The 14,690-nt window shown below is 33.0% G+C and carries 12 protein-coding genes and 3 pseudogenes; 4 read left to right on the top strand and 11 right to left on the bottom strand.

Going from position 1 to position 14,690, the window contains the following annotated elements; genetic code table 11:
• Both DPQ31_RS12005 and ansA read right to left on the bottom strand, forming a co-directional pair.
• A pseudogene (locus DPQ31_RS12005) lies at nt 1–257 on the bottom strand (lyase family protein); the annotation flags it as partial.
• 53 nt (nt 258–310) lie between these two features.
• Nucleotides 311–1,315: an asparaginase gene (gene ansA / locus DPQ31_RS12000; protein ID WP_208731934.1), complete on the bottom strand. Its 1,005-nt coding sequence runs from the start codon at nt 1,313–1,315 to the stop codon at nt 311–313.
• 183 nt (nt 1,316–1,498) lie between these two features.
• On the opposite strand from ansA, the gene ansR reads away from it, so the two are divergent.
• From ansR to DPQ31_RS11985, 4 genes and pseudogenes are all read left to right on the top strand, one after another.
• Entirely contained in the window at nt 1,499–1,876 is a 378-nt protein-coding gene (ansR, locus tag DPQ31_RS11995; RefSeq protein ID WP_087968743.1) for an HTH-type transcriptional regulator AnsR, read from the top strand.
• Between the two features lie 187 nt (nt 1,877–2,063).
• Nucleotides 2,064–2,312 (top strand): annotated as a pseudogene (locus tag DPQ31_RS29675) (nitroreductase family protein); the annotation flags it as partial.
• Between the two features lie 39 nt (nt 2,313–2,351).
• Nucleotides 2,352–2,723 (top strand): DUF1304 domain-containing protein, encoded by a 372-nt coding sequence (locus DPQ31_RS11990; protein ID WP_000402496.1) that lies wholly within the window; start codon nt 2,352–2,354, stop codon nt 2,721–2,723.
• A gap of 103 nt (nt 2,724–2,826) precedes the next feature.
• Nucleotides 2,827–2,940, top strand: a pseudogene (locus DPQ31_RS11985) (IS3 family transposase); the annotation flags it as partial.
• Nucleotides 2,941–3,038: 98 nt separating this feature from the next.
• Here DPQ31_RS11985 and DPQ31_RS11980 read toward each other — a convergent pair.
• The 9 genes from DPQ31_RS11980 to glsA all read right to left on the bottom strand — a co-directional run bounded on the left by DPQ31_RS11980 (nt 3,039) and on the right by glsA (nt 14,588).
• Nucleotides 3,039–3,680, bottom strand: coding sequence for a nucleotide excision repair endonuclease (locus DPQ31_RS11980; protein WP_097959940.1), 642 nt, complete (start codon nt 3,678–3,680; stop codon nt 3,039–3,041).
• 167 nt (nt 3,681–3,847) lie between these two features.
• Complete coding sequence (locus tag DPQ31_RS11975) at nt 3,848–5,263, bottom strand: amino acid permease (RefSeq protein ID WP_097959939.1); 1,416 nt, start codon at nt 5,261–5,263, stop codon at nt 3,848–3,850.
• Nucleotides 5,264–5,396: 133 nt separating this feature from the next.
• Complete coding sequence (gene proC / locus DPQ31_RS11970; protein WP_001041296.1) at nt 5,397–6,215, bottom strand: pyrroline-5-carboxylate reductase; 819 nt, start codon at nt 6,213–6,215, stop codon at nt 5,397–5,399.
• Nucleotides 6,216–6,539: 324 nt separating this feature from the next.
• Entirely contained in the window at nt 6,540–7,733 is a 1,194-nt protein-coding gene (locus tag DPQ31_RS11965) for a Ger(x)C family spore germination protein (protein WP_097959938.1), read from the bottom strand.
• Entirely contained in the window at nt 7,730–8,821 is a 1,092-nt protein-coding gene (locus DPQ31_RS11960) for a spore germination protein (RefSeq protein WP_098711705.1), read from the bottom strand. The genes DPQ31_RS11965 and DPQ31_RS11960 overlap by 4 nt, the downstream gene beginning before the upstream one ends.
• A gap of 26 nt (nt 8,822–8,847) precedes the next feature.
• Nucleotides 8,848–10,422 carry a spore germination protein gene (locus tag DPQ31_RS11955; RefSeq protein WP_208731933.1) on the bottom strand — a complete coding sequence of 525 codons (1,575 nt, stop codon included), beginning with the start codon at nt 10,420–10,422 and terminating at the stop codon, nt 8,848–8,850.
• A gap of 686 nt (nt 10,423–11,108) precedes the next feature.
• Nucleotides 11,109–12,053, bottom strand: a complete 945-nt coding sequence (locus tag DPQ31_RS11950; RefSeq protein ID WP_000274083.1) for a response regulator — start codon at nt 12,051–12,053, stop codon at nt 11,109–11,111.
• Between the two features lie 4 nt (nt 12,054–12,057).
• The gene (locus DPQ31_RS11945) at nt 12,058–13,374 is read right to left on the bottom strand and encodes a sensor histidine kinase (protein ID WP_097959721.1); all 1,317 of its coding nucleotides are present in this window, start codon (nt 13,372–13,374) and stop codon (nt 12,058–12,060) included.
• Nucleotides 13,375–13,607: 233 nt separating this feature from the next.
• The gene (glsA, locus tag DPQ31_RS11940) at nt 13,608–14,588 is read right to left on the bottom strand and encodes a glutaminase GlsA (RefSeq protein ID WP_000588656.1); all 981 of its coding nucleotides are present in this window, start codon (nt 14,586–14,588) and stop codon (nt 13,608–13,610) included.
• Nucleotides 14,589–14,690 lie beyond the last annotated feature (102 nt).

The raw sequence follows: 14,690 nt of genomic DNA, 5'->3' as shown, positions 1-14,690 counted from the left end.
TCTAGAATTTCTTGAGCAGCTTCTGCGATCGCGCCGCCTTTATTCAATTCCAATCTACCTACATCTGTATTTGCAAGCGCTGCTGCTTTTTTTACAATTGCGAATGCTCTAATTAAACTTTCATGAATTTTGTACCCTGTAATCGGGAAATTTTCAACAGCGCGTAAAGTTTGAATTCCGTAATATGCCTTAATGGGTAATTCCTTTGCTCCCAAAAAATCCTTCTCCACTCGCATGTTCTTGTTTGTTATTGACATTTTAATTTCTCCCCCATATTAAATGTAAAACCTAAATAAATCATATGAAGTTATTACCAATCCTTATCAGATTTTATTGTTAAATCGTAGGCTAAAGGCTCTTCAATAATTTTTTTAATCTCTTCTAATTTATTAGTTTTTCCAAGCGTCCACATCAACTTTGCTATGATGGCTTCCGTATTCATATCTCCAGATAATATTACTTGATGTTGCGCCACTTTCCGTCCTACTTCATAGAGAAGTATGTCTTCTCCTTCTTCCAGGCATTGAGTAGTAATCACTACAGCAATCCCCATTTCAGTCAACTCTTGAATTTTCGAAAGCAAGTTCCTTCCTTCAAAAGGTAATCCACCGTTACCAAAACTTTCAATAATAATCCCTTTATACAAATATTTTAAACAATTAAATATCTCTGACTTTGTACCTGGATACAATTTCATAAGAAAAACGTCCGTACATAAATTAGTATCTATTGAAAGTTCATTATGTGAGGAAGTTGGCTTCCAATGATATTTCACTTCATCTTCATTTACCTCAGCAACATATGGATAATTCACACTTTCAAATGCATCATAACTTTTTGTTCGCATTTTTACTGCTCTCGTTCCAATAATCACCCTACTATCAAAAACAATAAACACACCGCCAACATCCTCACAGGCAAATCTAAGAGCATCAGCTACATTTTTCTTTGCATCTGTCTTTTTAAAACTAATAGGTACTTGTGAGCCTGTTAAAACAACTGGTTTTCTTAAACCTTGAAGCATATAAGATAACGCAGAAGATGTATAAGCTAACGTATCCGTTCCATGTGTAATCACAAACCCGTCATAGTCATCATAGTGATTAAAAACAGCATTAGCTATTTCTTTCCAATGCTCAGGTTGCATATTGGTACTATCAATATTCATTAAGATTTTGCAATCTATTTCTAAGTTTCGGGATGACCTCGAAAAATAATTCAATAATTCCTCAGCGGACAATCCTGGAACAAGCCCTTCATTCCCCTCCACAGATGCAATTGTCCCACCAGTTGCAAGTAATAAAATTCTCTTCATACACAACCCCTCCATAAAATAAACAACGATATATCGTTCGCGAAATGCGTATTTATACTTATCATTATAGAACTTAATTTGAATTAATCAAGTTTTCGTATTCAATACGCGTACTTTTTTCTGTTCTTAATTCTTTTTCTATGTTATAATTAATTTAATAAAATTAGATGGGGTATGAGACGAATGCTGGAACGTTTATCTGAATTAAGAAAAAATCAAAGATGGTCCTTACAAGAGACAGCAGATCGACTTGGGATTGCGAAAAGCACCTATGCTGGTTATGAAAATGGTTATAGATTACCTTCATTACAATCTTTATCTAAAATAGCAGATTTATTTGATACGTCTGTAGATTATATATTAGGTCGAGTTGAACATTCACATCAAAACAAAGATGTAATTGATATTACAAGACTCCTAAACGATCCAGATTCAACACTTTTAATAGATGGAGAAGTACTTTCAACAGAAGAGATAATTGATTTTATTGCTTTTGTGAGAAGTAAACGAGAACTAAGTTCCAAGAGAATAGAAAATATTGAATCAACATTTGAAAATTGATTAACTAAAGAACAAAGACACTGCACTCTTTAAACTTAGAAATACTTAGATAATTAATTTGTAAACGGTTTATATAGGATTAGCTTGGGGAATATTATTAATCCGAATTCATTTTATCAACTTCATATTTATAAATTACATTTTATTATTTTACATATGAAAAATATTCTTCCCCAAAAACTTGCATGCCAAGAAAAATCGCGGAACTACACTGATTGATCTAGTACTTCTCTCCATGCAGTTCATGCTGGCAGCACGTGCACATATGTATAATCCAAATCCAATCAGAGGACATGACAAGGAAAATAGCAATGCATTCTTTCGTTTGGAAAAAGAGCGCTATGCATCAGTTCTACTTCTATCTTTTGATATAGTAGCCGACGAAGGATATGCTTCATATCTTCTCCCTGTTGATAGAATTGCAAAATGGAAATAGTATAAAATTTATATTAAGGATTAAAGGAGACAGAATAGCATGGAAATAATCGCAGCTCTTTTAGTAGGAATCGTAGCATTAGAGCATTTATTTATCATGATTCTCGAAATGTTTTTTATTAATTCAAAAGTAGCACAACGCGCTTTCAAATTGCCGAAGCATTTAGAAGGAGATCGAAACGTAGCCATTATGTTTGCAAATCAAGGTTTATATAATGGGTTCTTAGCAGCTGGCCTCATTTGGGGACTTATACTTGGAAACAATCCCATTGGTTATATGATTCAATTATTTTTCATCATTTGTGTGGTGGTAGCAGCTATTTTCGGAGGTTTCACATCCAATAAATCAATTATCGTGAAACAAGGACTCCCCGCTATTTTAGCGCTGCTTGCCCTTTTATCTGTCATATAGAACCAAAGCTTTTCAATAAAAGAACTCATTTTTGAAAAAATCGCTATTCTTTCTGTAGATTCATAGGAAAGGATGGCGTTTTTGTATGTCTATTTCTGTATCGAAAGAATTTGAAAGTATAACAGATTTCAAACAAGAATTAGCAAAGTATATAGAGTGCTATAAGCATGAAAGAATCAAGGGAAAATTAAAAGGTATGAACCCAGCATTGTACTAGGCTCATATCCCAGAGGCTATCTAATAAACCGACTCCTCTAACTTTCGGGGGCACAGTCTAGTTGAAGTGCTAAAAGCAACGAATTTACTATTTTAAATTTAAGTGTTTAACCTTGAAGTACTTAAATTCTTTTTTCCAGATAAAGCATACATTATATCTTGATGTTTTATTGTCCTCTTATAATTATGTGGTATCGGGAATTTATTTTGGTGTTCTTTCATTATAATTAAAGTTTGAAGTTCTATGCTCAATACTTTTGCGAGAACATGATAGTTATATCCATTGTTTAACAGAGAAATTATGTCATAAAACATAGTTTTTCCACCCACTAATTTTACTAATCTATTCTTTAACTCATCCCTTTTTTCTTTAGCTTCATCAATTTCTAACAACATAGATTTTTTATTTGTTTGCTTAATATATTGATTATATAACTCTGGGAATTCTTTTTGGACTTCTTTGTTTAATACTGGTTTATATTTAATCATATACGTAACTTGTAACAATGAGCGTTTTAACAAACTATCTTCAATGAGATACGCTACTTTATTAAATAAATGTACATATTCCTTAATATTGGAATAACTATTAAAATGAGCTAACACTCTACTTTTTATACTAAAAGCCTTGCCTACATAAATAATATTGTCATTATAATCTTTAATGAAATAAATACCACTGTCAGATTTTTTCAATTCATTATCCAGTTCTTCTAGACTCATAAAATGCAATTCACTCATACTTCTCCCTCTCCTTAGCAGTTTTAAATCGTAAAAAACAAGCAAGGTTTCTAAAAAAGTACTTAGCTGCCCTAGCATCTCTTATTTTATCTCTTGCTAAATTTCAAAAAACTGTTTCTATGTTACTCAACTATCAATATGATTATTAATAAAATTTTCGATCGTTATTATCTCGCAATTTTATCATGTAATTTCGAGATCGTTTCCTCATTTAAATTACTGTGTTTTATTGAGTAAAGGAAATATATTACTACCCCAATAGTAATCCAAATACTAAAGTACACCCATGTCCTTAACGGTAAATTTAGCATTAAAAACACACAACATACAATTGAAACGCTTGGTAATACAGGTACAAAAGGTACCATAAATCCACGTTTTAAATTTGGGTGTGATTTACGGAGGATAATAACTGATAGACAAACTAACGCAAACGTCACCAAACTACCGATATTAACTAAATTAACTAATTCTTTCAAGTCAATAAACCCAGCTATTATAGAGCTCCCTATTCCTGCCAATCCAGTGATAAAAGTGGGTGCTCCAGTTTTCTTATTAACTTTCGCAAATGATTTCGGTAACAATCCATCACGACTCATTGCAAAGAATACTCGTGTTGCCGCATACATATTGGAAAAAATAACAGCCATAAGGCCAATTACAGCACCTGCAGCAATTGCACCAGCGACTTTTCCTTGTCCTACAACTTCCATTACATAAGCCATCGCCTCAGGAACATTTAATTCTTTATAGGAAACCATTCCTGTCATAACAAGACATACCATAACATAAATAATTGTACATATGATTAATGATGCGATAATACCGATGGGAAGATTACGTTTCGGATCTTTTACTTCTTCTGCTGAAGTTGCTAATATATCAAAACCCGTAAAAGCGAATAAAATAGCTGCTCCACCCGTAAAAACTCCACTTAAGCCGTATGGTGCAATTGGTACCCAGTTCATTGGTTTTACATAGAATATACCAACTGTAATAAACAACAAAATCATTCCAATTTTAATCAATACCATTGTATTATTGATTCGTTTACTTTCCCTCGTACCACGGGATAACATCCATGCTAATATCAATGTAATGATTACTGCTGGTAGATTCACAATACCACCATGCGAAGGAATCGTTACTAGAGCTTTAGGTATCTCTAATCCAAATCCTTTTATTAAATTGTGGAAATAGCCTGTCCATCCAGCAGCGACAGCCGCTGTTGCCACAATATATATTAACAGTAAAGACCAACCTACTAGATGAGCAACAAACTCACCAATTGTTGCATATGAGTACGTATATACACTACCAGATGCCGGGAGCGCAGAAGAAATTTCTGCGTAACATAATGCTATAAATCCACATATAATTGCTGCAAGTACAAATGAAAAGATAACTGCTGGACCAGCATCTCTTGCTGCTACTAATCCAGTTAACACAAGAACCCCCGTTCCAATTATCGAGCCTACCCCTAACATAATTAAATCAAATGCTCCTAATGTTTTCGTTAAGGTCTTGCTTTGATTATGCTCTAACAATTGTGTAACGGATTTCTTTTTTAGTAAATTACTCATATTTTCTGTATCCCCTTTAAAATAAGGTTTGTTCTTCTCGTTAGTGTTGTATATAAATTTACTTAGTTATTAACTAGCCTCATAATATTTCTTTTACATTAAATAGATTTGAAATATTATATAAATTCGCTTCTCACTTACTAGTTAAACTAGACATTTCCATAGATTTTTGCGTACAACGTTTCATAGCTGAAATGATAGCTGTTCTTAAACCTTTTTCTTCTAGCGTTACTACAGCTTCTATCGTCGTTCCACCTGGAGAACAAACCATATCCTTCAATTCACCTGGATGTATTCCTGTTTCCAATACCATTTTTGCAGAACCTAATACAGCCTGAGCCGCAAATTTATAAGCTTGTTTTCTCGGCATACCGCCAAGTACAGCAGCATCTGCCATGGCTTCTATAAACATATACACATATGCTGGAGAAGAACCACTAATAGATGTAACAACATCCATTAGTTTTTCATTTACGACCTCCGTCTGGCCGAAAATATTAAATATGTTCAGTACCTCTTTTATATCTTTTTCTGTAACCATTTCATTAAAACATAACGCAGACATTCCTTCTCCAACAAGTGCCGGTGTATTAGGCATTACTCTAACAACTTTTAATTTTCTACCAAATTCATTCTCAGTGCTCTTAATACTTTTTCCTGCAGCAATAGTTACAACGATTACATCATTTTTTATTTGATCTTTTATTTGGTTAATTACTGATGAGTATAAATCTGGTTTGATTGATAAAATTAAAATGTCAGCACTGTTAGCGACTTCATTGTTGTTAGTAGTTATAGTTATGCCATATTCATTACTAGCATTTTTTAAATTAATGACGTTTAAATCTGAACAAATTATTTGATCTGGAGAAACTATATTTTTTTTAATCATCCCACCTATCATAGCAATACCCATGTTTCCACATCCGATGAATCCTATTTGTTTATTCATAATAATTTGCTCTTGCTCCTTCTACTCTAAGTTTTATTAATTTTGAAATTATTATTCTAAATAAGGGCTATTACAATTACTGGGTTTATCAATAGAATTTAAACATTCTCCTTCCTATATAAAGCTTACATATACCTCTAATAACTTCTTTGCTTTCGCTGAATTTTGAGGTGGGGGTTTTACTGCCCGGCAAATAGCGGGATAAAATCATTTCTTTAATCTATAATAAGAAGGACATAAAAAAACAAAAAGTTACAAAAATTTTTAAATTAAAATTTTTGTAACTTTTTGTTTTTGTGTAAATATAAGGTCAATTGAGACGTCTCACCGTTTTAAACTTGATGCTCCATAATCTTGTATAGTTACATTTATATGATATTTAATCGGTACCTTACTAAATGTTTGATCCCAATCTTTTTTGACTTTCTCCCATGTTCTCGGGTGTTTAATTCTTAATTGGTTGCCAAAACCCGCAATATCGACTTGATATTCTTTTTGTATTTTTTTTGTAACATGATGTACTAAGTGCTTTACTTCTTTTTCAATAGCTTTTTCTTCTCTTTTTAAAAATTCATTTTCAAAATCCTTTCCTGATTGCATCCAATTTTCAGACAAACGCCCTTCTGATTCAATGTTTACATCAAAGGAAATATTATTTCCTTTAACATGTGGTATGATTTTGCTTTTTATTGACTTTATTTCGTATATAATGAGTTTCTTTGATTCTTTATCAAAAGTTTTTACCACACCACCATTCCTTTTTCCGTTTATCCATACTACTCCTTCCAATTCCTGCTCATTTAAAAAGCCCATCAACTTTTTTGTTTTCCCTTTAATTACAGCAGCTCCTGCAAATTTTGTTTCCCCATTTATCGAGATTACATTTTGCAAAAGAAAACTGGAACCTGACCGCATCTTTCCTTCCAATTTAGCGAGCGATACAGGAGGTAAAATCCTTGTTGTTCTATTTCGATTATCTGCAATTCCAGACAAACGAAATGCTGGGATTTCTCCTTTTTTGTTTGATTCCAGTACCTCCTTCGCTAGACCCTTGCTAATTAAGATCATACAGCTAAGCCGAACTTCATTGTCGCGGAGATACTGTTCAAGTAATTGTTCTAAACTGTATGTACGTACAAGACTATCACTAATAACAATGTTTTTTAAATGTGGGCTGAACATTGCGCTCTCTCTTTTCAATGAAAACTCACGAACAATTTGATGAATGGAATCACCGGTCTCAGAAACATTTATATAACGTTTTTGTTGTCCGTTTCCTTTACTTTGTGCTTGCGAACTGACAATTTGATAAGTTGCTTTTATAAGATTTCTTTTAGGATAACCTCCTTCCTCATCCTCTTTCTCAATTGTTGAATCCTTCCCTTTATCTAGTGCTATACCTGCAGTTAAACTCAACTCTTCTACTTCTTTACTGCTCCAACATCCTGTTAAAAATAGAAGCAAAAGCGTCCATAACAAAGCCAAATAGAGCCGCATATAATAAAATTTATTTTTCACACTACTCCTCCTTTTAATCGCGTAATAATAAGAAGAAGCAGTGGCAGTAAAGCAAACAAAAATAAAGCAGCATTACCGAGCATATCCCCCAATTTAAGCAAATCATTTATATTTTTCGAAGTCATAGCAATGATGTAAATGATTGGAATCAAAGCAAAAATAAACGGATGAATACTCTTTTTAAAGAGTTGCGCTAATCCTAATGCAGCTGCATAGTAACTAATCGTATAGGTAGCAAATATTTGCATAATCCATATTACAAGCAGTAAAGATTCAAAACGTTCAAATATCAAACCAGAAATTTCAAAACTGCGCATAAGGTCAATTGTCGGCCATGTTCTTGTTACAACCCCATCAATTGATAATGCACCAATGACCATTACAACAGTTATTACATAAAAGATTAACGGAATAGAAATTCCAACTAAAATAGCTTTTACTGCTTTCTTTCGTTGTTCCATAAATACCAAAAGAATTAACATAATTTCAGGACCTGTATATGCGAGAGACGTTGTTTTTATCCCATCTAGCACTGGTTTAATTCCCAAACCTAATACGGGACGGAGATTATCTATCTCGAATATTCCGATACTCATAAAGGAAATGATTAAAAAAATAAAAACAGTAATAGGAAATATTATTTCAAACATCCGTGCAATTGAATTAATACCACCCATAATCAAATAGAGACCTATCCACATAAAAGGCATAACAATAGCCCATGTAGGAGTTCCTTCTAGCAAAAAAAAGCTTATTACTTCTGCCATTGAACGAATTTGAAATGCTGAAGTTGTAAGAAAATACCCTATAATAAGAAAACTAAGCAATCTGCCTATCCATTTCCCTACAATATCTTGACTGTATTGGTAAAATGTTTTTTCTGGAAACTGCTGACTTAATTTGACCATAATTACTCCTGAAACCATTGCGAGTATCCCACCTAATATCACACTTAACCATACATCTGGTGTTTTCACTTTTTCCACAGATGCTCTGGGCAAAGTGAGAATTCCTGTCCCAAGTATGTAATTTACAATAATAACAACTGCTTGTGAAGTTGTTATTCGGTCTTTAGGTATAGTAATCACTGAAGGCCACTTCCTTTCGTCATCAGCTACCTTTTGCGGATAGTTTTTTTGGTATGCATTATTTTCGGTCGACGTCTCATTATTTTTAATGGCATGCGAACCATAAAATCTTTCCAGTCACTGAATCGATATGGAACAGCAGGGCTAGTATAAGGAACGCCAAAACTTTTCAGTTTCACTAAATGACTGCAAAGTAAAAGATAGAAGAGAATAACTCCATACAATCCAAATATCGCAGCACAAAACATAGCTACAAAACGAAGAATGCGTAACGTAATTCCCACACTATATTGCGGAATAGTAAAAGAAGAAATAGCTGTTACCGCAACAACGATAACCATTATTGGACTAACAATTCCTGCTTCTACGGCAGCCTGACCAATTATTAAACCGCCCACAATTCCCATTGCAGGTCCAATCGGTTTAGGCAGACGTAAACCTGCTTCTCGCAAAACTTCGATAGCTACTTCCATAATTAACGCTTCTATTAAAGCGGGAAAAGGAACTCCTTCTCGCGATCCGAGAATAGAAATAGCGAGCTTAGTGGGAATTAATCCTGGATGAAATGAAATGAAAGAAATATACAATGCTGGAGCAAATAATGAAACAAAAGCTGTCATGAAGCGTAATAAGCGGAGAAGCGTACCAGGAAGCCACCTTTCATAATAATCTTCTGGTGATTGCAGCAGCATACTAAATGTAACTGGAGCAATTAAAACAAATGGTGTTCCATCTAACAAAATAGCTACTCGACCTTCCATCAAAGCACTAATAACACGATCAGGTCGTTCTGTATTTTGAATCTGCGGAAAAGGACTGAGATAATTATCTTCAATAAGTTGCTCTATATAACCAGATTCGAGTACACTGTCTATGTCAATTTTCTGAATTCTATTTTTTATTTCTTCCACCAATTCTGTACTAGCAAGATCGTTAATAAATGCGACAACTAACTCTTTCTTTGCACGTTCTCCTACTGGTAGCTTTACTAATGATAAGCTCTCATCCGCACAATGTCGTCGCAAAAGTGAGGTATTATCACTTAATACTTCAGTAAAACCGACCCGTGGCCCTCTGACTAATGCCTCCGATACTGGTTCTTCAATGTTTCGTTTATTTGCTTTTGTTGTACCAAGAATAAACACATCTGCTAAACCATCAATTAAAAGAGCTGTTGAACCTATCAATACTTTGGGTATTAAATCTTTTATGTAATGGACTTCTGCTACTTCACTAATTGTAAGAACTTTATTTTTAATATATTCTTTTGAAACAGTCCCCTCCACATAAGAAGATTCATTTTTATATTCATCAGAAAAATCATCCATTAGTAATTTCATAATATGTTTGTCAATTATCTCTTTATCTGATAGACCATCAACAAAAACGATCCCAGCCTGAATATCTGTGCGTCCAATATTAAACTTCCGAAAGCGAACATCAGAATTATGTCCGATTTGTTGCTTTATAAGTTCTAAGTTAGAGGCAAAATCATTTGTGAAATGAACGATTGTATTTTGAGAAGGTTTATATTCTTGTTTCGTTTTACTTTGAATATTATTTTTTTTCACTTGTTTGTCTCTTGACTTCCACCAACTCATTCTTCCCACTCTTTCTCTGACATACGAACCCAATGAAAAAATCTTGAGATAGTATACGGAATTAAAAACAAGATAAAAGCTTGTACAAAGACTTTCCAATCTGGAAGATAAGAAGTAATTATGTTCCACATTTTTATCACCCAATTTATATACTCTGCTAGGATTGAGATTTCTAAAAAACGATATGTACTTAATAAAAAATAACGATAAGATTAAAGAGCAGAAAAGCGAGACATTATGCTTATTTAGTACCAATAACCAGTTAGTATAAAAACATTTCTGACCTAAAATACCATTTCCAATTATAATTTGTTAGATATTATCTCCTTTTCCCTTATTTATATGCCCACATTTGAATTTTAAATAATATAAGGATCGATGATATTTCCTCTTAAAGAAAAAAAGATGCTAGAAGATAGCATCTTTTTTAAATTCAACTTATTATGTATTTATATTTTATTTTGAAAATACTCGTTTTTTTTAATGAATATTAATGTTTAAAAAATAAAAAATACATATTCTTTTGTTCTAAGTTCATACACTTCTACCGAATCGATACGGAATTTTCTGACTTTAAAACCAATATGAAATAAAGGAAAGTCCTCTCTTAGAAAAACTATATAAAACAAATAACATGAAAACAATTATCAATCTATCAATTGAAAATAATAATTAGCAAAAGTTTATCATCTTAACTCCAAGTGTATTCGTTTTGCTTCAAAATAAAGAACTTGAATAAATTTTTTCGTATCGATACGAGCAGGTAATGTTGGTTCATTATTCAATTCTGTCATCTTTCTCCTTACGGTAGTAAAATCAAAAAATCTAGAAGCATAATTTTCGAACTTCGGGTTTAAAAAATCAGTAAGTCCAAGGGATGCTAAATGGTTTAATGATTGATAAATAGCTCTCCGAATCCTTTGTTTGGAAGCTTCTATGAACCTTTTTAATTCGGCATCTTCAGCTGAATCCCCAAGTTTTTTTTGAGCCAAATTCATAAAAATCTCTTTTAGTGAGGGAAAGCCTTGTTCCAACGTGTTATCTTGTTCATATTTATATAAATAATCCAGCATATCCATTAAATCTTTACTTCCACTTTCACTGGCTATTCCTAATTCAGACAAAAGAAAATGAATGGAATTTTGAAAATGATTGAAAGTATTTAAATGTTTTTCATTACGGTATTTTTCTTGCACACTTGAATTACTATCCAATTTTAGGACCATATTAAGCGATTCTTGAATGTTTTTTATCGATTTTTCCAAACGAATTCGTTCAATGACTTTCCGAACAACTGTTAATACTTCAATCCGGTTAATCGGCTTAATAATATAGTATTCAACACCAAGCGAATAAGCTTCAGCAATTAATTCTTTTGATTCTACTTGAGAGACCATGATGATTTTCCCTTTAAACGAAGGTTTTATTTGACGAATTGTTTTTATTCCATCTTGAATCGGCATTAACAAATCGATAAATAAAATGTCTATATTTTTAAGGATTACCATTTGTTGCTCTAAAGATAAACCATCCTCAGCTTCTCCTATAACCTCCCCAAGATCTTCATCCTCGATAATTTGAGCCAACATTGAGCGAACCGCTTTTTCATCATCTACTATATAAAAATACATAGAATCACCCTTTCGAAATTATATGATCAATCCCTAATCTAATTATAAAAATTGATCCTTTTCCTTCGGTTCTGTCCTCAAGCGTAACATCACCTTCAAGTTGTTCGACCATTTCTTTAACATACGATAATCCGATACCTGTCGATGGGTTGCCTAAATCATCATATTTAGAAGTAAACCCAGGCTCAAAAATTGAATCTTTATATTTTGAAGAAATACCGGGACCATTATCGCCTATTTGAAATTCAACAAAATGGTGGTCTTTATTAATGTCAATTGTGATGGTTCCCATACCTTGGATAGCTTCTACAGCGTTTGTAACGATATTATTTATAATAGATAAGATTGTGTAAATATGATAATGAGGATGCACACCCTCAATTTTATACACAAATTGGATGTCTTTCTCTAGCAACCGTGCATATTTCGTATTTGCCCGCATAATGATATTTACTAGTTCATGTACAGACATATAATCTGTAAAACTTTCATCAGAAATTAGTTTTGAAAGTCCCGCAAAAATACGTTGGTTATCCTTTTTAACGTCATGGACCTCACCAGCAATTTGTAATGCCTGTTGCCTTAAATCCCCAAACTGAAAATCCATCTGTTTGTGCTCAAAAGAGTCTAAGGTTTTATATAAATCATAGGATTTTTTTGTTATATTCTCAGCATCTTGTAAGGTTTTTTTTAAATGAACAGCATCTTCATATAAATTAGAGATGAGCATGAGCATGTGTTCATTTTGTTTCTTTATGTGTCTCTCCCTTGATTGCGCTTCATACAATTTCATCATATTGAAAAAGCTTAGAACTATAAAACTATGGGAACATGCGATAACAATGATCTCATTTATTGCCTCGGATGTGATTGATGTTTTTAATACGAAATATTGAACCATTAATTCCACACAGTCTGACAGTATTTCAATCATGCAACCAATAAAACCAATCATTAGTGGTTGATGATAAAAACGTTTGATTTTTGCTAAATGAAAAAGATACGAATAAGTAAAATAAAAGAAAAAACTAGGATAGTGAGTATGAAAAGCGGCTAGCCAATCCATATTTTCCTTTATAATGACATCCATTGAGATACGAAATACTACCACGACTATTGCTGTTAAAAAACCCGGTAAAAATGCTGGAACTCGTCGAAATAACAACAAAAAAAAGAAAAATGTTGGTGCACCAAAGCTCATTCTAAATGTTTCATTTAAGGGAAATGACTTTATTTCACCTACTAAGGGTACTGTAAGTATCATTAAAACGAGAATATAGATGTCTTTCTTTACTAAATTACTAAGATTCAAAATAATCACTTCTCACTTTCGCCTAACAGTCAGTATACAAACCTATTTGTATTAATACAATACTTACTCTATTTTTTTCAAGAACTGATAAATAAGATATAAACGAAAGCATTATAGATTGTGAGTATTCATTACACTCTTCTACTTTAGAAAGATACTTTAGAACTCAAAAATGTTCAGACACAATATAAGGTCTGAACACTTTTGGACTCGCTCTAACACCAAAATATCTGTGCTCCTTTTTAAAATATACTTAAATCCCATTCTTTTGCAATATGTTCTAACAACATAATTCCTGGTAAACTATTCCCATATTCATCAATGGCTGGTCCGTAAATACCAATACCACATCCATCTTGGAACGATAAATCCTTCCTAGATTTTGAGGGAACAAGTGTCATAATTCCACCGGATACCCCACTCTTAGCTGGTAATCCAATGAAAGCAGCAAATTTTCCAGAAGCATTGTACATTCCACAAGTAAGCATTAAAGCTTTTGTTAACCTAGCTACTTCTTTAGGGAGTACTTGTTCTTTGCGAATAGGATGATATCCATCATGTGCTAGTATAAGCCCTATTAAGGCAATATCTTCTGTATTTATTTCAATCGAACATTGTTTTAGGTAAACCTCTAGTGTCTCCTCCACATCTGATTCTAGAAAACCATTCTCCTTTAAATAGTATGCTAATGCTCTATTACGATGAGCTGTTTCCCATTCTGATTGAAATACTATTTCATTAATAGCGGGACGCTTCTCTATCATTTTTTCAATTAATACGTATAGAGATTCTAATTTTTCTTGCACCGATGTCCCTGGCAAAAGTGAAGCTATCGTAATTGCCCCAGCATTAATCATAGGATTAAAAGGTTTTCCTGGTTTATGTATCTCTAAACGAATAATTGAATTAAAGGCATCTCCAGTTGGCTCTACGTCAACTCGTTCTAATACATAAGAAATACCGCGACTTAAACAAGCAGCTATAAAACCGATTACTTTTGATATACTTTGTAATGTGAAAGGTATCTCCCAATCTCCTGATTTTATCATTGTTCCATCTGGCTTTACTATACAAATACCTAACTGCGATACATTTATTTCCCCCAAAGCGGGAATATAACTGGCGCTTCGTCCCTTAGCTGCATACGTTCGATAATGAGCTACCCATTGATCTAAGCAAACTTTTTCTTGACCCTCAACTTGAACGCTAGAATCCTTTATCATTTAATAATATTCCCCCGTACTATTAACTTTATATAGAATGATTTTTTCTTTACTATAATCAATAATATTTGCACTAGAACCAAGAAAAATATTCAGACATAT

Source organism: Bacillus sp. COPE52 (assembly GCF_003355115.1).
Classification (GTDB): domain Bacteria; phylum Bacillota; class Bacilli; order Bacillales; family Bacillaceae_G; genus Bacillus_A; species Bacillus_A toyonensis.
This window is presented reverse-complemented; position numbering and strand designations above follow the sequence as displayed.